Source organism: Bizionia hallyeonensis (assembly GCF_042657385.1).
Classification (GTDB): domain Bacteria; phylum Bacteroidota; class Bacteroidia; order Flavobacteriales; family Flavobacteriaceae; genus Algorimicrobium; species Algorimicrobium hallyeonense.
This window is the reverse complement of the sequence record NZ_JBHSLA010000004.1, coordinates 285,406-311,401: the sequence shown is the minus strand read 5'-3', so window position 1 is coordinate 311,401 and position 25,996 is coordinate 285,406. Positions and strand designations below refer to the sequence as shown.

General features: G+C 33.8%; 23 protein-coding genes and 1 rRNA gene. 6 read left to right on the top strand and 18 right to left on the bottom strand.

What is annotated here, in order from left to right; all coding sequences use genetic code 11:
* A 5S ribosomal RNA gene (rrf, locus tag ACFPH8_RS15025) occupies positions 1-75 on the top strand; the annotation flags it as partial.
* A 123-nt stretch (positions 76-198) separates the two neighbouring features.
* Here rrf and ACFPH8_RS11920 read toward each other — a convergent pair.
* The 14 genes from ACFPH8_RS11920 to ACFPH8_RS11855 form a co-directional block, all read right to left on the bottom strand.
* Entirely contained in the window at positions 199-432 is a 234-nt protein-coding gene (locus ACFPH8_RS11920; RefSeq protein ID WP_248398666.1) for a DUF6095 family protein, read from the bottom strand.
* Complete coding sequence (gene murQ / locus ACFPH8_RS11915) at positions 422-1,240, bottom strand: N-acetylmuramic acid 6-phosphate etherase (RefSeq protein WP_376861215.1); 819 nt, start codon at positions 1,238-1,240, stop codon at positions 422-424. Before murQ ends, ACFPH8_RS11920 begins: the two co-directional genes overlap by 11 nt.
* Before the next feature lie 49 nt (positions 1,241-1,289).
* Complete coding sequence (locus ACFPH8_RS11910) at positions 1,290-2,105, bottom strand: DUF4249 domain-containing protein (protein WP_376861213.1); 816 nt, start codon at positions 2,103-2,105, stop codon at positions 1,290-1,292.
* Positions 2,106-2,109: 4 nt separating this feature from the next.
* Positions 2,110-4,485: a TonB-dependent receptor gene (locus ACFPH8_RS11905; protein ID WP_376861211.1), complete on the bottom strand. Its 2,376-nt coding sequence runs from the start codon at positions 4,483-4,485 to the stop codon at positions 2,110-2,112.
* Between the two features lie 73 nt (positions 4,486-4,558).
* The gene (locus ACFPH8_RS11900; protein WP_376861209.1) at positions 4,559-6,784 is read right to left on the bottom strand and encodes an NADP-dependent isocitrate dehydrogenase; all 2,226 of its coding nucleotides are present in this window, start codon (positions 6,782-6,784) and stop codon (positions 4,559-4,561) included.
* A gap of 139 nt (positions 6,785-6,923) precedes the next feature.
* A complete protein-coding gene (locus ACFPH8_RS11895; protein WP_376861207.1) occupies positions 6,924-8,240 on the bottom strand; it encodes a TolC family protein in 1,317 nt (438 codons plus the stop codon).
* Positions 8,230-11,427 carry an efflux RND transporter permease subunit gene (locus ACFPH8_RS11890; RefSeq protein ID WP_376861205.1) on the bottom strand — a complete coding sequence of 1,066 codons (3,198 nt, stop codon included), beginning with the start codon at positions 11,425-11,427 and terminating at the stop codon, positions 8,230-8,232. Before ACFPH8_RS11890 ends, ACFPH8_RS11895 begins: the two co-directional genes overlap by 11 nt.
* Positions 11,428-11,430: 3 nt before the next feature.
* Complete coding sequence (locus tag ACFPH8_RS11885; RefSeq protein WP_376861203.1) at positions 11,431-12,564, bottom strand: efflux RND transporter periplasmic adaptor subunit; 1,134 nt, start codon at positions 12,562-12,564, stop codon at positions 11,431-11,433.
* Between the two features lie 120 nt (positions 12,565-12,684).
* Complete coding sequence (locus ACFPH8_RS11880) at positions 12,685-13,257, bottom strand: pentapeptide repeat-containing protein (protein WP_376861201.1); 573 nt, start codon at positions 13,255-13,257, stop codon at positions 12,685-12,687.
* Positions 13,258-13,959: 702 nt separating this feature from the next.
* The gene (gene rplS / locus ACFPH8_RS11875) at positions 13,960-14,313 is read right to left on the bottom strand and encodes a 50S ribosomal protein L19 (protein ID WP_248398688.1); all 354 of its coding nucleotides are present in this window, start codon (positions 14,311-14,313) and stop codon (positions 13,960-13,962) included.
* A gap of 142 nt (positions 14,314-14,455) precedes the next feature.
* A complete protein-coding gene (gene trmD / locus ACFPH8_RS11870) occupies positions 14,456-15,136 on the bottom strand; it encodes a tRNA (guanosine(37)-N1)-methyltransferase TrmD (RefSeq protein ID WP_376861198.1) in 681 nt (226 codons plus the stop codon).
* Positions 15,137-15,283: 147 nt separating this feature from the next.
* The gene (locus ACFPH8_RS11865; protein ID WP_376861196.1) at positions 15,284-15,895 is read right to left on the bottom strand and encodes a tRNA (guanine-N1)-methyltransferase; all 612 of its coding nucleotides are present in this window, start codon (positions 15,893-15,895) and stop codon (positions 15,284-15,286) included.
* A gap of 196 nt (positions 15,896-16,091) precedes the next feature.
* Positions 16,092-17,540: a glyceraldehyde-3-phosphate dehydrogenase gene (locus ACFPH8_RS11860; RefSeq protein WP_376861194.1), complete on the bottom strand. Its 1,449-nt coding sequence runs from the start codon at positions 17,538-17,540 to the stop codon at positions 16,092-16,094.
* 171 nt (positions 17,541-17,711) lie between these two features.
* Positions 17,712-19,127, bottom strand: coding sequence for a trypsin-like peptidase domain-containing protein (locus ACFPH8_RS11855; protein WP_376861192.1), 1,416 nt, complete (start codon positions 19,125-19,127; stop codon positions 17,712-17,714).
* A 148-nt stretch (positions 19,128-19,275) separates the two neighbouring features.
* On the opposite strand from ACFPH8_RS11855, the gene dapF reads away from it, so the two are divergent.
* From dapF to ACFPH8_RS11830, 5 genes are all read left to right on the top strand, one after another.
* Positions 19,276-20,055: a diaminopimelate epimerase gene (gene dapF / locus ACFPH8_RS11850; RefSeq protein WP_376861190.1), complete on the top strand. Its 780-nt coding sequence runs from the start codon at positions 19,276-19,278 to the stop codon at positions 20,053-20,055.
* Entirely contained in the window at positions 20,049-20,573 is a 525-nt protein-coding gene (locus ACFPH8_RS11845; protein WP_376861188.1) for a GNAT family N-acetyltransferase, read from the top strand. The genes dapF and ACFPH8_RS11845 overlap by 7 nt, the downstream gene beginning before the upstream one ends.
* Positions 20,574-21,617 carry an endolytic transglycosylase MltG gene (mltG, locus tag ACFPH8_RS11840; protein WP_248398704.1) on the top strand — a complete coding sequence of 348 codons (1,044 nt, stop codon included), beginning with the start codon at positions 20,574-20,576 and terminating at the stop codon, positions 21,615-21,617. It begins immediately after the preceding gene.
* A gap of 3 nt (positions 21,618-21,620) precedes the next feature.
* Positions 21,621-22,529: a DUF2279 domain-containing protein gene (locus ACFPH8_RS11835; RefSeq protein WP_376861185.1), complete on the top strand. Its 909-nt coding sequence runs from the start codon at positions 21,621-21,623 to the stop codon at positions 22,527-22,529.
* A 109-nt stretch (positions 22,530-22,638) separates the two neighbouring features.
* Positions 22,639-23,304 carry a peptidoglycan-binding protein LysM gene (locus ACFPH8_RS11830; protein ID WP_248398706.1) on the top strand — a complete coding sequence of 222 codons (666 nt, stop codon included), beginning with the start codon at positions 22,639-22,641 and terminating at the stop codon, positions 23,302-23,304.
* Positions 23,305-23,310: 6 nt separating this feature from the next.
* Here the strand turns inward: ACFPH8_RS11830 and ACFPH8_RS11825 are convergent, their stop codons facing one another.
* The 4 genes from ACFPH8_RS11825 to ACFPH8_RS11810 form a co-directional block, all read right to left on the bottom strand.
* Positions 23,311-24,027 (bottom strand): SAM-dependent methyltransferase, encoded by a 717-nt coding sequence (locus ACFPH8_RS11825; protein WP_376861183.1) that lies wholly within the window; start codon positions 24,025-24,027, stop codon positions 23,311-23,313.
* Positions 24,027-24,158, bottom strand: coding sequence for a T9SS type A sorting domain-containing protein (locus tag ACFPH8_RS11820; protein ID WP_376861236.1), 132 nt, complete (start codon positions 24,156-24,158; stop codon positions 24,027-24,029). Before ACFPH8_RS11820 ends, ACFPH8_RS11825 begins: the two co-directional genes overlap by 1 nt.
* Positions 24,159-24,201: 43 nt before the next feature.
* Positions 24,202-25,422 carry a PQQ-dependent sugar dehydrogenase gene (locus tag ACFPH8_RS11815; RefSeq protein WP_376861181.1) on the bottom strand — a complete coding sequence of 407 codons (1,221 nt, stop codon included), beginning with the start codon at positions 25,420-25,422 and terminating at the stop codon, positions 24,202-24,204.
* Between the two features lie 84 nt (positions 25,423-25,506).
* Entirely contained in the window at positions 25,507-25,947 is a 441-nt protein-coding gene (locus ACFPH8_RS11810) for a low molecular weight protein-tyrosine-phosphatase (protein ID WP_376861234.1), read from the bottom strand.
* Between the last annotated feature and the right edge of the window lie 49 nt (positions 25,948-25,996).

Below are 25,996 nucleotides of genomic sequence, written 5' to 3'. Positions count from 1 at the left end.
CATTCCGAACAGAGTAGTTAAGCCCGTTAGCGCCGATGGTACTGCATCTCGTGGGAGAGTAGGTCGCCGCCTTTTTTAAGAATCCCGATTCAATACTTGAATCGGGATTTTTTTTGTTTTATAAAGTTTCGTTTTAATCAAAAAAATAAAGCGCATCATGCGCTTTATAAATAATTGATATAAAATTGTAATTTAAAATTAGTTGAACATACTATCCATTATTGTTTTTAATCCTTTAAAGGCAAAGAATATAGCAAGGCCACAAATTATTATACCCACTATTAGTAATGGTATATATAAGGCTTTTTCTTGATTGCTAAATGCTATATATAAAAGAGTAGGCCCTAAAAACATGCATAATAATGATACTCCCATTTTTTTAATACCCTTTAAAAGAACATCTTTATCCGTGTGTTTTGTTTCAGTTTCCATTTGTATAATTGTTTATTGCTGTTCTCACATTTTTATATGTGTTTAATAATTGTTGAGCCGTTACATAGTCTATTTGGAGTTCTTCCATAATCATCTTTATTCCGCGTTCAACCAATTTGACATTACTTAATTGCATATCGACCATCTTATTTCCTTTAACATGGCCCAGTTGAATCATGGTGGTGGTTGTAATCATATTAAGAACTAATTTTTGAACTGTACCTGCTTTCATCCTAGAACTTCCTGTAACAAATTCTGGTCCTACCACAACTTCAATAGGATAGTTGGAAACTAAAGATAGGGGACTGTTTTTATTACAAGTAATACAGCCAGTAAGGATTTGGTTTTTATTACACATTTCCAATGCTGCAATAACGTAAGGGGTGGTTCCTGATGCTGCAATACCAATGACAATATCTTTAGATGATATATTAAAGGCTTGCAAGTCTTCCCAACCTTGAGTTTTAGAATCTTCAGCATTTTCAACAGCTTTTCGAATGGCTTTATCTCCACCTGCAATAATCCCTACCACTAAATCGTGTGAAACTCCAAAAGTTGGTGGACATTCTGATGCATCTAAAATACCTAACCTACCACTTGTTCCTGCACCAATATAAAAAAGTCGACCTCCAATTTTTAGTTTTTCAACTATTTGCGAAACTAAGGCTTCTATTTGTGGCAGTTCTCTTTCAACCGCCAAAGGTACGGTTTGATCTTCCGTATTAATATGCTTTAAGATAGCAGATACGGACATCGTTTCGAGGTGGTTGTAATTTGAATCTTTTTCAGTTGTTTTTATAAAATCCATAGCTTCAAAATTACAAAATATAATCTGTAATTATAATATGGAACTTGCTCTATTCAATGGTATAATTAATTTCAGCCACTTCAGATAACCTGAAATATCCTAATGGATAATTATTTTGATTGGTTGTATTTATGCAATTCCCGCGAACAGTAGCAGGTTGTGTTTCAAACGGACCACCTCCTCCGGCACCAGTTTGTTGCAATAAAATAAACATAAATTCATAAAACCGTTCGGATACACCATAATTTCTTATGATAACAGAATCGTTAGTGGTTAAATCTTCTTCAACATAGAAACCAAAAATCTGATTTCCATTTACAAATTCATCTTTAAAGGTATCTAATGTTTTATTTACCGGTATACTTGGAATGTACTCAAAAAAGTAATAATTTTCTTCGTTAGCTGGGTCTGTAAAGTATGCTTTAATTTCTGTTTCTTCACCAGTAATTCCGCCTTCTAAATTTTGTTCAACAAAATCAAATTCTGGTACAGCTAAAAGTGTTTCAGTAGCTGAATATATTTCATTTTTATAATTAATAGTTAGGTAATAGTCTGTATTTAAAACAGGAGTGAAATTTGAATTTAAATATAAACCAGTATTTCCATCTTCAACAAAAATAAAAACGTTATTATTAGAATCAGTAATAAAAACCTCGGCATCATTAGCTGGAGGAACTGAAGAATCAAAATAAGGAGCCGTTAAAGTAAGTTTTATGGACTGCTCATTACCTGAAGTTCCTTTTATCCAGTTTATGGAAGCATCGATTACTAATCTCGGTTCAGAATTAGGTACATTTACATCTATTACATCTTCACATGAAAAAAATGAAATACTAATTAGTAGTAAAATGATAATGTTCTTCATAGAATTAAAATTTAAAATTATAAGTAACCGATGGAACGATACCAAAAATTGATAATCGTGTTGCTTCATTTACACCGGTGTCTCTATTTTCTGAAAAGGTAATAGAAGCCGCATTATATCTATTATAAACGTTATAAATTCCGAAGACCCATTCAGCTTGCCAACCCGATGATTTTTCTGGTTTTGGTATGTAAGTGGCAGATAAATCCAGTCGGTTATAGGATGGTAATCGAAATTCATTACGCAAGCCATAGTTTGGTATGGAAATGCCATTGTACTCATATTGTGCATTGGGATAGGTTACGGGTTGACCTGTTTGAAGTATGAAATTAGCATTAAATCGCCATTTCTGTGTAAAATCATAACTAGCGGTAATAGAAATGTCATGCGTTTTATCATAGGCTGTTTTATACCACGCGCCATTGTTTATTCCTGGTTCATTTTCAGTTCTGCCAGGCGTTCTTTGTTCTGATTTTGATAAGGTATAAGCAATCCAACCTTTTAAACGCCCGGTATTTTTTCTGAAAAGTATTTCCATGCCATAAGCTCTGGCTTCACCATTTAAAATAACTTGTTCTATGGCATCATTCGCTATTAAATCTGCACCATCAATATAATCTATTCTGTTTTTTACTGTTTTATAAAATGTTTCTAGCTCAAGTGAAAATACATCGTTCTTAAAATTTCTGAAATAACCTAGGGCTACTTGATCTAGTATTTGTGGGTCGGTGTACATACCGCTAGGCGTCCAAATATCTAATGGCGTCGGTGAACTCGTATTAGATAATAGATGCAAATATTGACTTAAACGGTTGTAACTTGCTTTGATAGATGAATTATTTTGCAATTGATAAGCAATGGCTAAACGTGGCTCGAAATTGCCAAATGATTTTAAAACTTTACTACGTTTGTACTTTTCAATGCCTATAGGTTCTGCTTTTTCGTAAATTTGTAACTCTTGGTTAAAAACGACCGGCTCATTATTGGCATACATATTTAATTCATCCTGTCCTAGTCTTAAAAATGTACTATAGCGCAAGCCGTATGATAATTGAATCTTTTCGGATAATTTCTGCTCAACATCTAAATAAAGTGCATTTTCAAAAGCATATTTATCAATTAGTTTATCTGGATTAATGCCCGATTCTTCTGATGATGGTTTTATTTCTCCAGGATTAAATTTGTGATAAATGCTGTTTAGTCCATATTGGAGTGTTATATTATTATTCAGATAATGTTTGAAATCATATTTCACATTAAAATTGCGAATACCAGAATCCCAGTTAAATCCTATAAAATTTAGATCTAACCCGTAGTAATAATCCGAATAGATTAAAGATAAATTTGAAAATATTTTATCAGAAAATAAGTGATTCCATCTAAAGTTTAAAACTGTATTTCCATACGTGTTTTCAAAACTATCACTAAAACTCAACACATCACGGCCAAAATATCCTGATAAATAGATGTTATTATTATCGTTCAATCTGTAACTAATTTTAGTATTTAAATCGTAGAAATAGGCTTTATTATCTAAATCAAAAAGGGGTAAAAACAAATGCGCATACGTAGCTCGACCTCCTAAAAGAAAGGAACCTTTTCCTTTATTAATTGGGCCTTCGGCTAAAAGTCTACTGGATATTAAACCAATGCCACCGTTCATGTGAAATTTATTTTTGTTTCCTTCTTTTTGATAGATGTCTAATACGGAAGAAACGCGTCCACCATACCTTGCCGGAATACCACCTTTGTAAAGTTTTAAGTCTTTTATGGCATCTGGATTAAAAACAGAGAAAAACCCGAATAAATGTGATGAGTTGTAAATGGTTGCTTCATCTAAAAGTATTAAGTTTTGGTCCGCGGCACCACCACGTACATTAAAACCTGAAGCACCTTCGCCAGCTGTAGTAACCCCTGGAAGTAAGGTGATAGCTTTTATAACATCTGCTTCACCAAACACAACAGGAATTTCTTTAATGGTTCCGGCTGACATAGCGTTTAAACTCATTTGGGGTTTTCTTATATTGAGTTTTTCTACATTTTCGGTGATAATGACTTCATTTAAGCTTTCTACGGATTCTGTTAATGTGAAATTTTTAGTGATATTTTCAGAAAGGGTTATGGTTTCCAAAACCTCACTATAACCTAAATAACTAATTACAACGCGATATGTGCCTTCAGGAAGGGTTATGGAGTAAAAGCCATATTCGTTGGTGGTTGCTCCAGTTTTTAGTTCGGGAATTAAAATATTAACACCAATTAGTGTTTCGCTACTTTCTGAATCTGAAATTACACCATTTAGAGTGAATTTATTTTGAGACCAAATAGAATTGATACTGAATGTAAAAATCAGAATTAACCAGAATATACGTATGTTCATTACCGTCAATTTTTATTAAAAGTATAAAAAAAAGCCCCTTAAAAAGGAGCTTTTTTCATAAAGTTTGGAAATATTATAACGCTTGTAATATTTTGTTTAATGTTTCACTTGGGCGCATAATATTGTTTGTTAAATCATCATTTGGTTCGTAATAGCCACCAATGCTGACTTGTTTTCCTTGTACACTATTCAATTCGTTAATAATGTTTTTTTCTTCGGCCTTAAACAAAAGTGCTATTTCTCCAAAAGTATTCTTCATTGAAATATCCTTTTCTTGGTTTGCAATTGCTTCTGCCCAATATTTAGCCAGGTAAAAATGGCTCCCTCTGTTATCCAATTCGCCCACTTTTCTAGAAGGTGACTGATTGTTATCCAAAAGTTTTTCCGTTGCTAAATCCAAAGCTTCTGATAATATGAGTGCTTTTGGATTTTTAGTAACTTCAGATAAATGCTCTAAAGAAACAGCTAGAGCTAAAAATTCACCTAAAGAATCCCATCGTAAATGATTTTCTTCTAGTAATTGTTCTACATGTTTTGGAGCAGAACCACCAGCACCGGTTTCAAATAAGCCGCCACCATTCATTAATGGTACAATAGATAACATTTTAGCACTTGTTCCTAATTCTAAAATTGGAAATAAATCAGTTAAATAATCACGTAATACATTTCCAGAAACTGAAATGGTATCTTCTCCAGCTTTAACACGCTTTAAAGTAAAATTAGTCGCTTCAATTGGTGATAGTATTCTGATATCTAAACCAGATGTATCATGATCTTTTAAATAGGTATTTACTTTTTTAATTAATTCTGCATCATGTGCGCGCTTATCGTCTAACCAAAAAACGGCTGGTGTTTGCGAAGCTCTTGAACGATTTACAGCCAATTTAACCCAGTCCTGAATGGGAGCATCTTTTACTTGACACATTCTCCATATATCTCCAGCTTCAACGGTGTGCTCAATTAAAACTTTATTATCTGAATCCACAACCGTAACTGTACCATTGCTAGCAATCTCGAATGTTTTATCATGCGATCCGTATTCTTCAGCTTTTTGAGCCATTAACCCAACATTTGGAACGGTTCCCATGGTCGTTGGATCAAAAGCGCCATGTTCTTTACAGAAAGCAATAGTAGCCGAGTAAATTCCTGCATAACTACTGTCTGGAATTACCGCTTTTGTATCTTGAAGCTCGCCATTTTTATTCCACATTTTTCCAGATGTACGAATCATAGCAGGCATGGATGCGTCTATAATTACATCACTAGGTACATGTAAATTGGTAATACCCTTATCGCTATTAACCATGGCTAAATCTGGGCGACTATTAAAAGTTGCTTCAATATCAGCTTCAATAGCTTTTCGTTTGGCATCTGGTAATTCCGATAGGTTACGAATTAAATCTCCAAAACCATTATTAACATCGACTCCTATTTTATTGAAATCGTCTTGATATTTGGCAAATACATCCTTAAAGAAAACACGTACAGCATGACCAAAAATAATTGGATCACTCACCTTCATCATAGTCGCTTTCATATGTAATGAAAACAATACGTTGGTTGCTTTAGCGTCTTCAATTTCAGTTTCTAAAAAGTTTAAAAGTGCTTTTTTGCTTAAAACCGTTCCATCAATAATTTCGCCTTTTAATAATGGGAAATCATTTTTTAGAATTGTTTTAGTACCACTTAAATCTGTATGAATTATTTTGACGCTGGTTGCCGCATCCAAGGTTACTGATTTTTCATTATGTGCAAAATCACCTTCACTCATGGTGGCAACATTTGTTTTTGAATCTTTACTCCAAGCACCCATAGAATGCGGATGTTTTTTAGCAAAATTCTTTACTGCCTTTGGCGCACGACGATCGGAGTTACCTTCGCGAAGTATAGGGTTTACAGCACTACCTTTTATTTTATCATAACGACTCTTTACGTCTTTATCTTGATCATTTTTTACTTCTTCCGGGTAATTAGGTAATTTATAACCTTTATCTTGAAGCTCTTTTATAGCACTATTTAACTGTGGAACAGAGGCACTAATATTTGGTAATTTAATGATGTTGGCTTCAGGTCTTTTAACTAAATCACCTAAAAAGGTAAGCGCATCGTCAACGCGTTGGTCTTCTGTTAAAAAATCCGGAAAATTTGCTAAAATTCTAGCAGCCAAAGATATATCTTTTGTTTCTATAGTAATTCCAGATGGTTTTGCAAAGGCCTTTATAATTGGTAAAAAAGATGCCGTTGCTAATGCTGGTGCTTCATCTGTTTTTGTGTAAATTATAGTAGAAGAGTTTGTCATTATATTTTAGTTTTGGTACGTTATTTAACAGCGCAAATATACAAAATCTTATAGGAGTTTTATGCGGTTTATCCTGATTGATTTTTATCAATACGGCATGGCTAGTATTACTTAAGTAGCTATTGTTACTGTAAGTTATTTAAAACTCAACATTCAATAAGTCTCCGCTTATTTGTAAAACGGTTAGTTCGGCAAGCTTGGCATCATATTTTGCTTGATTTCTGCTTAATTCCGCATTCCGAAGGTTTAATTGTGCTTGCCTAAACTCAATAGAAGTAGCTTGTCCCAGTTTAAACTTTTCTTGAGTTCGATTAAAATTATTTTCGGAAGTAATAATATTATCTTGTTGGACATTAAAAATAACTAGCTTATTTTGATAATCCTCCCAAGCATTATAAAAATCGCGTTCAATGGTGATGATTAGTTGCTCTTTTTGCAATTTTTGATTGTCTAAATTAATTTTGGTGTTTTTTACTTGCGTAATAGTGCTTCCGCCATCAAATAAATCCCAAGCTAGATTAATACCTCCTGAAAGACCTGTGTTTAAAGTTGTTGTTGCAAAAGAAGCTGCGTTGTTATTGTTTTTATTCCAACCATAGGAACCAATTAATCCAACTGTAGGTAAATATTGCGATTTTCGAGCTTTAATGTCTATTTCGCCAATAGAAATATTTTTTTCTGCTTGCAACAGCGCCACATTATTTGCTTTTGTTTTAGATAATAATTCATCCTTATCTAAATCTAACAAAAACTTAAGGTCTGTTTTAACATCAAAGTCCCCAGCAATTTGATTGCCGATTACAACATTTAAATCTCGTTTTGTATTTTTTAATTGTTGTCTAATATTTATAAGATTTATACTATCATTATTAATATCCACTTGTGCATTTAAAACACCTAGCTTCGTGTTTTGACCATAATCGAATTGATATTCCGCTCTTAATAATCTATCCTTTGAAATATTTAAAGTTTGATCTAAAGCTAATGTGTTTTCTGACGTTTTAGCTAGATTGTAATAAATAGTAAATAGTTGAATGATGACGTTTTCAATAGTTTCTCTTGCCTCTAGTTGCGATAAAAAATATTCTTCTTTCAAACGTTTATAATTATACTGTCTTCCCATGCCATCAAAAACAACATAATTTAAATTAACCGATGCATTATAACGCGAGCTTTCTGCACCATTTAAAATAGTAGATTCCCCATTAGCAAATTGGGCTTCCGTATTATCTAAATTATATGTAGCGCCAGCATTACCCGTTACAGTTGGTAGATATCCAGAATTTAAGATACTGGTATTATTTTCGGCAATTTCTAACGAGTTATTGGTGATTTTTATACCATAATTATGCTCTAAAGCCATGGAAAAAGCATCTTCTGGATTTAAAATCCTCTGCGAAAACAATGGTAATGACAATAATAAAAGACTGTATATTATGACGTTTTTAGTGCTCATTTTCTTCTTTTTGTTCTTTAATAGCGCGTTCAACTTCTTCTTTTGTTACGGCTTTATTAGAATATAACCATTTAGCATTTTTCTTAATACTATTATTAAATGATAGAAATAAGGGTAAGACTAATAAGGTTAATATAGTGGCATAGGCAATTCCGAAAGAAATTGATATTGCCATGGGTTTCAAAAATTGTGCTTGTCTACTTTTTTCTAATAACAAAGGTGCTAAACCAGCTATGGTAGTTACCGATGTTAAGAAAATAGCTCTAAACCTTGACTTTCCAGCATCCGATAGGGCTAAATCGAAAGACATGCCGTTTTTTAAATTTGTATTGAATTTGCCTATAAGAACTAACCCGTCATTCACCATTATTCCAATTAGTGCAATTATACCTAATAAGGATAATACGTTTACCGGAAAGCCTAACAGCCAATGTCCCCAAGCTACGGCGGTTAAACTAAATGGAACTAATAGCAACAATAATAAAGGTTGACTGTAGCTTCTGAAAGTAAAGGCAATGGTAATATAAATAAGCAATAAAATGATAGTTCCTGCACTTGAAATAGATGAAGATAACTTTTGGGCCTCCCGATTTTGTCCTTCAAAGGCAGCAGAAATTGTTGGATATTTAGATTGTAACTCTGGAATGGTTGTTCTCTTAATTTCATCAAGAATATCTGTAACACTGGTACTTGGATCTTTTAAATCTGCCGAAACTCTAATTTCTCGTTTGCCATCTAAATGATTAATGGCAACATCGCCACGGACAATAGTATAGGTTGCAATGTCTTTTAACGCAATACGACTGCCTGTTGGCGTTACAATACGCATATCCTCCAAATCGTTGATAGATTCTCTATTGGGACGATCATAACGCACCCATACTCGAATCTCATCTTGACCTCTTTGAAAACGTTGAACTTGAGAACCGAAAAAACCAGCACGAATTTGTGCCATTACTGTGCTAAGGTCCAAACCTATTAAATAGGCGGTCTCTTTTAACTCAAGTCTAATTTCCTTAATACCAGCAGGATCATTGTCTTCAATATCTTTGAGTAAAGGGTTTTCTTCTAAAATATTTTTTAACTCCACTTTAGCGGCTTTCAGTTCCTCAATATTATTGCCTAGTAGAGCTACGGAAACGGGACTACCACCAAAATTTCCACCAGAACCATAAATCAATCGTTCGGTACCAATTACCGGACCTACTAACTCACGTAGCCTATTTGCTACCATGGAAGCGTTGATTTCGTCAGGCCTTTCTTCTCCAGGTAACATGTTTATAACCAATTGTGCGCTGGAGCTACTATTTAAGGTTAGTATGGTATTTTCAAAAAGCTCTTTATCGGAATCTTTTAAAAACTTTTCAGAGAACTCTTTATTTACTATAAACGACTTTTCTTCTATCATTGAAATAATAGAATCGGTTATTTTTACATTGGTTCCGTTGGGCATATCTAATTCAATGGAGATACGGTCACTTGCTATGGATGGGAAAATTGTAACACCAATAACACCGCCACCTATAGCGCCGAATGTTAAAACTAAAAGAGCCACAAAAATCCCTAAAGACAAGATTTTAAATTTTAAAACAAATGATAATGCTGGCGAATAGACTTTGTCTCTTAAAAACCTCATGATTCGATCTCCGAAAGCATTGATGCCACGCATTTTGGCAAAAAACTGTTTTGTTTTTGAAGGGTTTTCTTGAGGAGTTTCTTTTCTTAAGGCTTTAGAATGGGCTAAATGCGCGGGTAGAATTATTAAAGCCTCTACTAAAGAAACGACTAATGTTAAAATAACGACAACGGCAACTTCGCTGAAAAATTCACCAATTCGACTGTCTAAAAACAGAAATAATGAAAAAGCTAGGATTGTGGTTATAATAGCCGATACAACGGGAGGTATAACTTCCATGGTTCCATCAATAGCTGCTTGGATTGGTGTTTTCCCTTTTTCGTAATGCTGATAAATGTTTTCTGCAATTACGATGGCATCATCAACTAAAATACCAATAACGATAATCATTCCAAAAAGTGACAGTACGTTTATAGTAACATCAAATTGTCCCGCAAAAATGAACATTCCTAAAAATGAAAGAGGGAGTCCAAATGCCACCCAAAAGGCCAATCTTGTGTTTAAAAATAAGGACAGAAAAATTAAAACTAAAAACATACCAATCATGGCGTTTTCAGATAAAAGCTTGGTTCGTTGGTTTAATGTAATGGATAAATCTCTAACGATGTCTAACCGGACATTTTCATGTTTTTGATTGTACTCATCTATATAAACCTTAACTTTTTCGGCAGAAGACATAAGATCTTCATTATTTGTACTAGTTACAGAAATATTTACCGATAAATTTTTATTGAAAAAAGTAGCATTTGGTGTTTCCGAAAAACGATCTCTTATAATTGCCACGTCCTTTAAGCGAACCGTTTTCCCATCTTGTGTTGCTTTTACAACAATGTTTGAAAGTTCGTCGCCATAATAGGAACGGTTGTTGGCGCGAATAAGATACTCCTCGGCATCCGTTTTTATATTTCCTCCAGTAATTAGAATATTAGATGAAGCTACTGCCTTTGCAACATCGGAAAATGTTAGATTATATGCTAATAGGTTGTTTTCATTTACGGCAATTTCTATTTCTTCTTCTGGATACCCAGTAACAGTTACTTGCGAAATACCATCAATAGCTCGTAAATCATTCTCAACCTGTCTCCCTATTTGTTTTAAGGTTACTAACGGTACATTATTTCCACTTAAAGCAAAAGATATGGTTTCCCGAATGGCTTCTTGTTTCGAAACAACCAATGGTTCCATGCCGGTTGGAAAAGAAGGTACACGATCCACGGCGTTTTTAACTTCTAATAACATGAAGTCAATATTTTCACCTTTTTCAATTTCAACAGTAATCGTTCCACTATTTTCTCTGGAGGTGGAAGTAACGCGATCTATGCCTTTTAATCCTTTAAGATTATCTTCAATTTGCAGCACAATACCTTCCTCTATTTCTTGAGGCGAAGCGCCAGGATAGATAATGTTTATGTTGATTATTTTAGATTCGACAAGGGGGAAAAATGACGATTTCAAAGACATAATCCCTAATATACCAAATGCAAAAAAAGCTATAATGAAGACATTAACAGCTACATGATACCGAATAAAATACGTAATTATTTTTCTCATAATTTATTGGCTATCCCTTGAAGTTTTATTTTCAGTAAATGGCTTTACAAGCATTCCGGCGTAGGCACCTGGAACTGGTTTGTTTAAAATAACGGTACCATTTGGAACATTTTTTAAAACAACGGTTGTTTCCGAAAAGAAAACAGGTGTAACATTTAGTATATCTAGGGTGTTATCCTTAACTATAAAAATCTGATTTCCATCTAACATTAAGTTTCTATTTATTTCTATGGCAATTTCCTCTTTTTTAGCATTCAAGCTTGCTTCTAGATACATCCCTTCTTTAAGTTGTTCATTTTCCACTTCAATATACGCCGTAATGGTTTGTGTTGCTGCATCAATACTTCCATTAACTCTGGAAATTTTTCCTTTATAACGCTCGGTATGTTCTATGTTTTGTAATTCAACGTCTTCGTTTACCTTTAAAAGGCTGGCGTAGGATTTACTCAAAGCTATTTCCATTTCATAAACGGTAGGATCAATATATTCACCTAGTTTTTGTCCAATTCTAATTAAGGCACCTTCCGTAATTAGGGCTTCCGTGAGAATACCATTAAAGGGCGCTGAGATATTATACTTTGCTAAACGCTGTTCTAAATTTTTAACATTGTAATAATTGGACACAATACCACGGCCTGTAATGAAATAATTTTCTTTATCTGATGTCATTTCAGGAAGTTTTGGGGTGGTTTTATTTAAATCGAAACTATTTAAATACGTTTGCCATTTCTGAAACATGTTAGGGAAATCTAATCGTAAATCAGGCATAATAGCTGCAATTGTATTGTAAAGGTTACTTTTTGCCGATTGTACACTAGCATAGTATTCAGATGCATCAATCTTAATGAGTGTTTCGCCTTTTTTATAGTATTGGCCTGGTTTAAATAGTTTGCTTCCAGGTTTAAAAATTCCTTGAACTTCAGCATATAATTCCACACGCTGCTTGGCCACTAAACTGCCATTAGCGGGAATTAAAATAGGAATAGTGGAGTTTTTAACGGTGTCTGTGTAGACCGTTTTTATAACTTTTTCTATAACCGGTTTGGGTTTTGTTTTGCTGTCTATTAAATGTTTGGCAATAAAAAAAGAGCCTAATATAAGTAAGACTCCTAAAATTGAAAGTATGATATTTCGCATTTGAAATGGGTTGGTTGCGGTTGTTAGACAACAAAACTATCTTTAAGTTTAATTTAGTAGTCTTAAAAAAATCATAAAAAACCCAATTGTGCATGCCATAAAGTATAATTACACAGTATATTATTCTATAATAAGTTGGTAAGATTTTAATAGGCCTAGTACATTTTCTTTCGAAAATTTAGCTGATTTTAAAGTATTGAATTCAGGACTCATTGTAATGTTTTGAGATGTTGAAAAATCGGCATGTGTTAGGTTTGATTTATAGAAAATAGCCTGGTCCAAATTGCAGTCTAAAAAACTGGCGTAGGAGAGATCTGTATCAGAAAAATCTGTTTGTTTTAATGAGCAGGTATGGAATTGGGTATTTTTTAATTTCAGATTATTAAATGCAGATAGATTTAATAGGCAGTTTTTAAAAGAAAAAGACATTAAAAAAGGATTACATGTATTAAAAAGTACACCAAGTATTTTGCAATCGGTAAATATTACATCTTTAAATGTGGCATCCTTAACTTTGGTAGAACTTAAATTACAGTTAAGAAACTCACATTCTGTAAATGATAAATAGGATAGAAATGCATCTGAAAAATCACAATCTATAAATTGACAATTATCATATTCACCCTTGGCAAGAGGCTCCTGGGTGTAAGTTTGTTTTTTAAAGGTTTGATCGCAGATGTAGGGCAGATTCATTGTTGTTTACTTTTTTCAGCTCAAAACTACTTAAAATAACGGTTTATTAAAAAACAAAAGCCATATCATATCAGACGAACGTCTGGTTTGACATGGCTTTCTTTGAAATAGCTGAACATGATCTATGCAATCTTACAATTACAGGATGTAGAAATTATCTACATGTTTCAATTCAAGGATTACTATTTCCAAGGGAAACATTTCTAAACGCAACTTTCAAAATGTATTGACCTGTTGCAAAAATGTCTCGATTTACTGTTTTTCTTGATGTTTTGTCTGTGTTGAGATTCATTTACATGAACTACAAAGACTCAAAACATTGTTTTCTAGTCTAATTCTCACTTTCGTTTCTAAAAGACAATTAAAAACTTTCAACTTTTATCACTACTAACTGCAAATACATTTAGCGTTTTAAAAAGTATCATGATTTTTTAGTTACACACGTAAACGTGTTTACCGCAAAACCTCAAAAAACAATAAGATTTAAAGAACGTATCTTTATTGAAATAAAAATAAATTTGTTTTTTTAATACAAAACCAACTTGGTTGTCTTTTAATTCTTGTACTAATATAAGGCGAGATTCTTGTTTTTAAAAACTTTTAAGGTTTTAGATATCAACAACTTATAAACTGGAGTTATTAACTTTTGTTAATAAAAAAAGCCCTGTTTTTACAGGGCTTTCCAACGTTATCAACAAAGTATTAACGTTTCATACTTTCTTTGATTCTAGCTTTCTTACCAGTTAAGCCTCTAAAGTAGTAGATACGTGCACGACGTACTTTACCACGTTTGTTAACTTCAACTTTTTGTAAAGCTGGCATATTGATTGGGAAAATACGCTCTACACCAATAGTTCCAGACATTTTTCTGATTGTAAATGTTTCAGAAGAACCTGTTCCTCTCTTTTGAATAACAACACCTCTAAAGAACTGTGTACGTACTTTTTCGCCTTCTCTAATTTCGTAATAAACTGTAATTGTGTCTCCAGCACTAAACTCTGGAAAATCTTTTTTAGGTACAAACTCTTGTTGTACAAATTTGATTAAAGATTCCATATCTTTTATTTTTATCTTAATTAATCCGAAACAACATTCACGATTATCGCCAGAGGTTAACTCGAAATTGGCTGCAAAGATAACTAATTATAAATAACTTGCAATTAATAATTTCACTTTTTAAACGATGAAAAATTAGCCTTTATTTTTCGTCTAATAAATCGGGTCTTCGCGTTTTCGTACGCTCGTATGCTTGCTCTTCCCGCCATTTTTCAATTTTTGGAAAGTTACCGCTAAACAATAATTCGGGTACTTTCCATCCTTTGTATTCCCGAGGTCGTGTGTAAATTGGTGGTGCTAATAGATTATCCTGAAACGAATCGGTAAGCGCCGATGTCTCATTTCCTAAAACTCCCGGGATTAAACGAATAATAGCATCACATAATACAGCCGCACCTAATTCTCCTCCAGAAAGCACATAATCGCCTATGGAGATTTCGCGTGTAATAAAATGATCGCGAACGCGTTGATCTACTCCTTTATAATGGCCACACAAAATTATAATGTTTTCTTTTAATGAAATTTGGTTAGCAATACCTTGATTTAAGGTGTCGCCATCGGGTGTCATATAAATAACCTCATCATAATTGCGTTCAGATTGTAATTGCGAAATGCATTTATCAATCGGTTCAATCATCATAACCATGCCGGCTCCGCCGCCAAATTGGTAGTCGTCTATAGTTTTATAATTATCGGTTGTATAATCACGTAAATTGTGGAAATGCACTTCTACCAAGTTCGCGTCAATAGCACGTTTTAAAATAGAAGCTTCAAACGGGCTCTTTAACAATTCTGGTAAAACGGTAATAATATCGATACGCATGATGGCTGTTTTGAGCTGCAAATATACTTGAAATGTTTTGGGATTCTGAATTTTTATAGATTGATAAATCAACTAAATCTTAAAAGCAAAAAAATCTACGAACGCAAGTTGTAGATTTTTTTATATTGAATTGAAAAAAAGAATTTTTTAATTAATTCCTTTTTGTTTATTGAGTTCATCTTGAAGTTGGCGTCTTACTTTTTGCTCACGCTCTAATGCTGTGCGTCTGTGTTCATCAAATTCATCTTCTGTTTCGGAAAGGTTTTTTTGAGCTTCACGAGTTATGGCATTGCTATTTTTAAACTTGTAGATAAATAGGAGTAATAGTGCTAGTAATAAACCAACAATGGACCACATGAGAATATTATAATTGGGCTTGGTCATTTGTAAACCAAATAACTCCATGTTATTTTTTTCGTTGGTCGTTTTATTTAAGGTGTCTTCGGTGTTTTTTAGACTGCTTTTTAAGCTTGCTATTTCACTATTCTGATTAGAAATAGTTCCTTCGGCTGTGGCTAATTCGGAATGGATAGATTTTAAGGAATCTAATGTATGTGCTTTCAAGGTATATAACCAGTTCTTTTTAACTACTTTATAATCTTGATAATTGTTAGAACGTTGAATGACGTACTCAAATTGGCTATCTATGGTACCGCTTTCTAAAGATAATTGGTCATCGGTTTCTGTTGCATCCTGTGCATTTATTGAGGTGTAACTTGCTATAAATAAAAATAATAGAAATTTTTTAAGACTGTTCATTTTGTAGTTGTAAAGAAATATAGTTGCTAAAATAAGAAAATATGTTTAGTATAAAACACAATACTCAAAAAGCCTCACGTATGGAGGCTGAATTATATACGAATAGCTTTATAATTTAGATGTTGAACTTGCGTTTTTTTTCAAAAAAAAATCTCGCTTAAATAAAGCGAGATTTTAATTTCAAATACTTTTTAGATTAGTAGTATGTAAAGCGTCTTACTTTGGCAATATATTTTGCTAATCTAATAACTTGATGGCTGTAGCCATATTCGTTATCATACCATATATATAGTACTGCATTTTTTCCATCAGGACGGACTATAGTTGCCTTACTATCAAAAATGGCGGGTGCAGAACTTCCAACTATATCGCTAGAAACTAACTCATCACTTAATTCGTACTTTATTTGTTCCACTAAATTACCTTCTAAAGCATATTTCTTTAAAGTGGCATTAATGGCTTCCATTGAAGTGGCTTTTTCTAAATCCAAATTTAAAATGGCTAAAGAACCATTAGGCACAGGTACACGAATAGCGTTAGAGGTTAACTTACCTTCTAAACTTGGTAATGCTTTTGAAACAGCACTTCCTGCACCAGTTTCTGTAATAACCATGTTTAATGCTGCAGCGCGACCACGACGGTATTTATTATGGAAGTTATCTACTAAATTCTGATCGTTTGTATAGGCGTGAATGGTTTCTAAATGACCACTTCTTACGCCGAATGTATCTTCAATAGCCTTTAAAATTGGTGTAATGGCATTGGTTGTACACGATGCGGCAGAAAAGATATGTACTGTATCTGGATTGTGCTCTTCGTGATTGACACCATGAACAATATTAGGGACACCTTTACCTGGTGCTGTAAGTAATACTTTCTCTGCTCCTTTAGATTTTAAATGTCTACTTAAGGCTTCATGGTCTCTAAATGCACCTGTGTTGTCTATAACTAATGCATTATTGATACCATATTTTGTGTAATCTATATCTTCTGGCGCATTGGCTGAAATGATGTTAACCGTAGTGCCATTAATAATCAACGCATTGTTGTCAAGATCGGCAACAACAGTTCCCGAAAAATCACCATGAACAGAATCATTGCGTAATAAAGAAGCTCTTTTTTCTAAAACCGTTTTATCTATTTTTCCACGAGTAACAATAGCTCGTAAACGCAACTGACTACCTTTACCTGTTTTTGTCATTAATTCACGTGCCACTAAACGACCAATACGTCCAAAACCATAAAGAACAACGTCTTTTGGTTGGATAGGGTGTTCGGTTTTAGCGCCTTGTAATCTATCAGCAACAAAGGCTAAAGCATTACTAAATTTCTTTTCTTCTAAATGGTATTCATAGGTTAGTTTACCAATGTCCAACTTGGCAGGTGGTAAATCTAATGTTTTAATAGCTTGCGCTATTTCAACAGAATCGAAAATTGAAATTGGTTTTTGAACAAATTCGCCTGCATATTCGTGTAAATTTAGAATTTCACTGACGTTGCGGTCAATTAATTGATTTCTAAACAGGACCAGCTCGATAGATTTGTCATACCAAAGATCGCTAATAATTTTAATAAATTCTACCGTAGCTCTTCGTCTATCGGCTTGAAATGCTAATTCGCTTTCATAAGTCTCGTTAAAACTCATTGTGTAATAATTTTAGTGTGTTGTTAATTTTTATCTATCCAAGCTGTTTTTAAGGCTCTTGAATCTGCGTGCAAAAATAGTACATTTCAACCGTTTTTATCGTGTATTTTATATAAAAAAATCCCTAAAACATATATAAATGTTAAAGGGATTTTTTTGGTTTGCAGCCTGTTACCTGAAAATAAAACTTTGCTTTTGGCCGCGTGTATTTATAATGCTTATTTTTTCGATATTCTTATCTAAAGCATTTCCATATTTCTTTTTTAAGATAGAAATATCGTCAATACTATTAATTTGAATATCATTTATATCCGTAATAATATAGCCTTTATTCAATCCAATTTTTTGATATAGCCAGTAATTATCGCTTTTGGTTACCAACACACCATGATCTATTTGGTATTGCTCTTTAATGTCTTTTGAAATATTTTTTACTTGAATATCTAAAAATTCAGTAGTTAAAATCTCAAATTTCGATAAGGTTACTGGAATAGCTTTTTCCGAATTGTCTCTTAAAACCATTACATTCACAACATCATCAGGACGTTTGGTGCTTAAATAACCTGTTAAATCGGCAAATTTTGAAATCCTTACATTGTCTATTTTAGTTATAATGTCGCCTTTTTTAATTCCAGCTTGCTCGGCGCCTGATTGTGCTTCAACAGCACCTACATAAAATCCTTCCGTTAAATTAACGTCCAATTCTTCAGACGATTTTCCATTTAAACTAATACCACTAACGCCCAAAATGCCATTTTGAACAATACCAAATTCCATTATATCTTCTACCACTTTTCGTGCAATATTGCTAGGAACAGCAAACGAATAGCCAATATAGGAGCCTGTTTGTGAACTAATTGCAGTGTTTATACCAATTAACTCACCATTACTATTAACCAAAGCACCTCCCGAGTTTCCTGGATTTACGGCCGCATCAGTTTGGATGAATGATTGGTAATTTTGACCGGATAAATCGCGTGATTTTGCCGAAATAATCCCAGCCGTAACCGTTGATGTTAAATTAAATGGATTACCCACTGCTAGTACCCATTCGCCAATTTTAGCCATATCGGAGTCGCCAAATGTAATATATGGTAAATCTTCATCCGCTTCAATTTTTAATAGCGCGATATCCGTTTTTGGGTCAGTTCCTATTAAAGTGGCTTGATAAATCTTATTGTCGTTGGTAGTAATAGATAGTTCTTTGGCACCAGCAATAACGTGATTATTGGTAATAATATATCCGTTTTTATTAATAATAACACCACTTCCAGTTCCTACTTGTGCTTTTTGTGAACGTCTACCATAAAAGTAATCTTGCATGGTTGTGGGTGCCGAAACAACAGCTGTGTTTTTCACGTGCACAACGGCATGCACGGTTTCTTCTGCAGCATTTACAAAATTGGGAACACTTGCCGAATTTAATAAATTGGTATTATTAAAACTTGTTGGCAGATAAGTAGTTTGCTCTTGTTGCGGTTCAGTAGTCGTTATAGAAGCTTCTGGTTCTAAAAATACTTTATAAGCGGATAAAGTTAAGGCACCACCTAATACGGAAACAAATACAAGCGTTAAAATCTTTTTCATAATCTATAATTGTTTTAATTAAATGAATAACGATTAAAATTAATTTATTATTGAATGGCTTTTTCAAGTTTAACTTTTTTTAACGTCGACTTTAACGCCTAATTAACATAGAAAAAAACCACCTTTAATTCATATATTTGCCCTGCTTATGATTTATACATTTTATAAATATCAAGGAACAGGTAACGATTTTGTCATGATTGACAACCGTCAACTTATATTTGACAAAAACAATACCAAAGCCATTAAAAAGCTATGCGACAGACGTTTTGGCATAGGAGCTGACGGATTAATTTTGTTGGAGAATCACGATACATTAGATTTTAAAATGGTGTATTACAATTCTGATGGAAACGAAAGCTCTATGTGTGGAAATGGCGGGCGTTGTCTTGTAGCCTTTGCTAAATTTTTAGGTATTATTAAAAAAGACACACAATTTATGGCGGTTGATGGTAAACATGATGCCATAATTGAAGCAGATTTGGTAAAACTTCAAATGCAAGATGTCCCACATATAAATATATTTGATACCCATGTGTTTTTAAATACAGGGTCGCCACACCATGTGCAGCTAACCACTGATTTAAAAAATATCGATATTAAAAAGATAGGTTCAAACATTAGATATGGGGAGCCTTATAATGAATTAGGAACGAATGTAAATTTTGTTGTAAAAAATTCAGAGACTAATTTTTCTGTTCGAACATACGAACGTGGTGTAGAAGATGAAACCTTATCCTGTGGTACGGGTGTAACAGCTGTGGCATTGGCCATGCACGCCATTGGTGAAACGGAAAAGAACCTCATTTCGTTAGAAACGGAAGGTGGTGAACTACAAGTTTCTTTTGATAAAAACGATTCTAAATATCAGAATATTTGGCTTATTGGTCCAGCAACGCAAGTTTTTAAAGGTGAAATAGAATGTTAACATTACAAGGGAAACATATGTATTTGCGCGCATTGGAACCAGAAGATTTGGATTTCATTTATACCATTGAGAATGACGAATCCATTTGGGAGTTAAGCAGTACACAAACACCTTATTCACGATATTTAATAAAACAATATCTTGAAAACGCTCATAAAGATATTTATGAAGTAAAACAGTTACGATTAGTAATCGCGAATGAAAATCATGAATCCATTGGGTTGATAGATTTATTTGATTGCGATTTCAAAAATAAACGTGCTGGTATTGGTATTCTTATTTATAGTAAATCGGATCGGCAACAAGGTTTTGGAAATGAAGCTTTAAAACTATTAATGTCGTATGCAAAAACGCATTTAGATTTACATCAGCTGTTTTGTAATATTTCAGAAGACAATATTATGAGTTTAAATCTGTTTGAAAGCAACGGATTTATAAAAATAGGATTAAAAAAAGATTGGAATTATGTAAACGGTTCCTATAAAAACGAATATTTCTTACAACGAATTTTTAATTAAATGTATATCAAAAAAATACTTTGGGCTGTTGCTCTTATCGGATTATTAGTAGCGGCTTACTTTGCGTATTTTGTGTATAGCACTATGTTTTCACCCAATACGGCTTTTAATAATGATGAAGCTTATATTTATGTTCCCACCAATGCATCATATTCAGAAGTACGGGAACAATTACAGCCGCTTTTAAAGGATATAAGTTCTTTTGACGCACTTGCCAAGCAGAAAAAATACACCACGAATATTAAGGCTGGACGTTATGCAATTAAAAAAGGCATGAACAATAATGATATTATAAATTCCATTCGCAGTAAAAACTTACCCTTTAATTTGGCGTTTAATAATCAGCAATCCTTGGAAGATTTAGCCGGCCGCGTCAGTATGCAAATAGAAGCAGATAGCGTGTCTTTAGTTACTGCCATGCGCGACCCAGAGTTTTTAAAAGCTAATAATTTTTCCAATGCAACGGCGTTAGGAATGTATTTACCTAATAGTTATGAGTTTTTTTGGAATACATCCGCAGAACAATTTCGGGATAGGATGCTAACGGAATACAAACGGTTTTGGACCGAAAATAGATTAGCAAAAGCCAAAGCATTAAATTTAACGCAAAATGATGTAATGACGTTGGCCTCCATAGTATATGAAGAATCCAAACAAGCGGAAGAACAACCACGTGTTGCAGGTGTTTATATTAATAGGTTACGAATTAAAATGCCACTACAGGCAGATCCAACTTTAAAATATGCAGCATACCAATTGCCAGAATATCAAAACACCATTATAAAGCGCGTGTTAAATAAACATAAAGAAATCAATTCGCCTTACAATACATATATGTATGCAGGATTACCTCCTGGATTAGTTACCATGCCAGATATTTCTGCCATTGATGCCGTTTTGAATTACGAAAAACATAGTTATTTATATTTTGCTGCTGATGCCAAGCGCTTAGGTTATCATAAATTTGCTAAAACCTTAAGTCAGCATAATGCAAACGCACGTGAATATCATAGTTATCTGTCTAAACAGGGTATTTATCAATAAAGCTTGAAACACATAGTTTTACATATCGCTTTTGGACTTATGTCTTTGACATGTGTTTCCCAATCAGCTCTCAATTCTTTTTTAAAACCAAGCGATACTTTAAATAAACCAAGACGAAATGCGGTTATTATATCAGAAGCTGCGCTTGGAACTGTTTCTCTGTTAGCTTTAAATCAGTTATGGTATGCGGACTATCCGCGTTCTAATTTTCATACGCTAGATGATAATAGCGAATGGTTACAAATGGATAAATTGGGACATGTGTATTCGGCTTATCAATTAGGTAGAGTAGGAGCTCATATTTTAAATTGGAGTGGTGTTAGTAAAAAAGATCAACTTGTTTATGGTGGTACTTTAGGTTTTACATTTCTAACAGCGGTTGAAGTTTTAGATGGTTTTTCAGACGAATGGGGATTTTCTTGGGGCGATATGGCAGCTAATGCAGCAGGAACCGGATTGTTTATAGGTCAAGAATTATTGTGGGATGAACAACGCATAACCATGAAATACTCCTTCCATAGAACGCAATACGCATCTCAACGACCGGACAAACTAGGTAATGGTTTGGCTGAAGAGTTTTTAAAAGATTATAATGGTCAGACCTATTGGTTAAGTTTCAATATTCATTCCTTCTTCAAGCATAGTAAAATTCCAACTTGGATAAATGTAGCATTTGGTTATGGTGCAGAAGGCATGTTAACCGGAAGTAATGAAACTGTAAATGACATGTTCCAAAACCAAAATAGGGTTCGACAATTTTATGTAAGTTTGGATGTTGACTTGACTAGAATTAAAACAAATTCTCACATATTAAAGACCGTTTTTGATATTTTCAACACAATAAAAATACCATTTCCAGCTATGGAGTTCAACGAAGAAAATGGTATTCGCTTTCACGGAATCTACTTTTAGAAACACTTAATCGATTAATTGTCAGATATTAAAAAAAAGTTGTATATTTGCACGCTGAAATTTTACAACCCATTCCCTCAAGGAAATGAGTTAAAAAAATTCAAAAATTATGAGAAAAAGTATCTTAAATTATCTAGTACTAGTACTTATAATATGTGTCTTAATTGTAGGTTCGTTTACATCGAACAAGACCATAACAGAAAATGATTATTCAGTTAATGATTTAGCATTTAATACTGTTGAAACTTCTGAAATGTCATTTGACCACATCTTACCGTTAGAAAAAACGTACAAACCGTTTTCACCAACTTTAGGAAAATCATTCGTTGGGTTTAAAGAGGCTTTAGGCTTTAAAGAATCTAGAGGTGATTATTTTATAGTAAATACCTTTGGTTATTTAGGTAAGTACCAATTTGGCAAGGAAACATTAAAAATGATTGGAATCCATAATCCAGTTCACTTCTTGAAAAACCCGGAAATGCAAGAAAAGGCATTTGTGGCCAATGCAGAACGTAACAAGTGGATTTTAAGAAAGGATATTAAACGTTTTAATGGGCAAACCATTAATGGTGTTCTAATTACTGAATCAGGAATTTTAGCGGCTGCGCATTTAGCTGGTCCCGGAAATGTGAAAAAGTACTTAAGAAGCTATGGTGAACAAGGTTTTACCGATGCATACGGAACGTCTATCCAATATTATATAAAAAAGTTTTCTGGATATGATACTTCTAAAGTAAAACCAAATAGAAAAGCAAAAGTAAAGTTGACAGCTTAAAAAATGTCAACTTTTGTGAATTATAAATAGTGCAGGTCTTTTATGTAGGTCTGCACTATTTTTTTTCCATGCTTGAACAGACTGTGTTTTAATGAACTCAGTTGGTAAGGTAATATCACAGGCAATGCAAACATCGGTATCGGGATGGAGCACCTTGCAAATATCTTCTAACATGGCATTATTTCGATAAGGTGTTTCAATAAACAACTGCGATTGATTTTGTTGAAATGACACACGTTCCAATCGTTGTAATTCAGCTTTGCGCTCTTGTTTGTCAATAGGTAAATAGCCATTAAAAGCAAAACTCTGGCCATTCATTCCAGAACCCATAACTGCCATAATTATAGAGGAAGGGCCAACTAAAGGAACAACTTGAATGTTTTTTTGATGCGCAATTTTAACCACATCTGCACCAGGATCTGCAACAGCAGGACAACCTGCTTCGGATAGTAATCCTACGTTTTTACCTTTCAAACACGGATTTAAAAACTCTGGAAGCTCTGTGAATTCGGTAAACTTATTAAGTAAAAACAATTGTAAAGACGGCTGACTTTTTTCTGGAGCTATACTTTTTATAAAGCGTCTGGCTGTTTTTTCATTTTCAACAATAAAAATATCAAGGGCTTCTATGGTGTTTTTAACAGTAATTGGTAACACATCTAATGGGTTGGTATCGCCAAGGGTTGTAGGTATTAGAAATAATTTTCCGAGTTTGGTGGTCATTAGTCTATAATCAGTTTTTTTGTGGATATGTTTTGATTGGAGTCGCTTATTTCAATAAAATATAAACCACTGCTAATAGATGAAACAGAAATATTAACGTGTTGTTTATTAATATTTGAAATGGTTTTTATGCGCTTGCCATGAACATCATAAATTACAACTTCTGAAAGCGTATTAGAAGCTGAAAAGGCCAGTGTCTGTTGCTGGATTGGGATAAACTTTAATGGTTTTTAAATTGTTTTCGGCAACACTTAAATTAGTATCTATTATTTTAAAAATTTCACCAGTACTGGCAGCTGCAATGTATAATTCGCCAGCCATATCTTCGCCAAACGTGGTCCAACCTTTGTTGTTAAAAGGTGTTGTAAATGCCATGTTCCAAGTGTTGTTTTCAAAAATGAGTGTGCCAATTTCGTCACTACAATAATCAGCAAAGAAGTAGGTGTCTACAAACGCTGGAAATTGGCTGCCTTGATAGCTATAGCCACCTGTAATGGAGCATTTAAATTCGCCACTACTTGAATGGGTGTATTGTGAAACTGGAAAAACCATGGTGGAGGCATCGGCACAACCACTTGTATTATAGGGGGCATTTCCTTCATAACAACGCCATCCGTAATTAATTCCGCTCTCTGTGGTGCTTACTTTGTTAATTTCTTCAATTTCACTTTGGCCAACATCGGCAATCCACAACTCGTTATTGGTTCTATCAAACGAAAAACGCCAAGGGTTACGTAGTCCGTAAGCCCAAATTTCGTCTAAAGCGTTGGAATCAGAAATAAAAGGGTTGTCTGCGGGAATAGCATAGTTTAACCCATTGCTTGCATTGTTAACATCAATGCGTAAAAGTTTTCCTAACAGCGTTGTTAAATCTTGCGAGCGATTGCCAGGGTCGCCACCAGAACCACCATCACCCGAAGCAATGTATAAAAAACCGTCTTCACCGAATGCTAAATCGCCGCCATTGTGGTTGCCAAAAGGTTGGCTAATGGTCATGAATATAACTTCTGAATTAATATTGGCCATGTCGCTATTTGCTGGGTTAGTGGTAAATCGCGAAATAACGGTATCGCCAGCGTTATTTATATAATTAACGTAAAAATAGCCGTTGGTTGCATAATCGGGGTGAAAAGCTAATCCTAATAATCCACGTTCACCACCGCTATTACTCACTAAACTGTTTATATCCAAAAACGGTGTGGAGTTAACGGTTTGTTGTGCATTGATAATTTTAATAACACCTGCTTTTTCAACAATGAATAAGCGATTATCATTGGCGTGCTTTATGCCAACAGGATTGTTAAATCCAGCTGCATATAAATCGATTCCTACTTGTTGTGCGTAGGTTGTAATCGTAATTAATAAAAATACAACAAGGGTTAGGCTCTTTTTCATTTGTTTTAGGTTTCTGTGTTAGCACAAATTACAAAAAATAACCAACCGACTCATTATTTTAAAATATTAAATAGTGATATACAATTATTTAAGAAGTTTTTGAGAGAGTATTAAGCACGCTTCATCCAGCATTTTGAAGGTGTTATCAAAACCTTGGATGCCGCCAGTGTACGGATCTGGGACACTATGATTTTGATTGGGATATATTTCGTTTAATATGTAGTGTACTTTGGCAATGTCATTGGCATTTCTGGCTAGTTTAACAACATTTTCAAAATTGGAATTGTCCATTACATAAATATAATCGAAGTTGTCAAAATCGGCAACACTAAACTGTCTTCCGCGTTGTGTTGTAATATCTAATCCGTATTTTTTAGCAATTTTAATGGAGCGCGGATCTGGTGTATCACCAACATGGTAATTTCCTGTTCCGGCCGAATCTACTAAAAAACCAGTATCTGGTAGTTTCGATTTTAAAATGCCTTCAGCTAGAGGTGAGCGGCAAATATTGCCTAAACAAACCATGAGTATTTTAGTAATATTTGGATCCCGAGACATCGGAAATATAATTTAG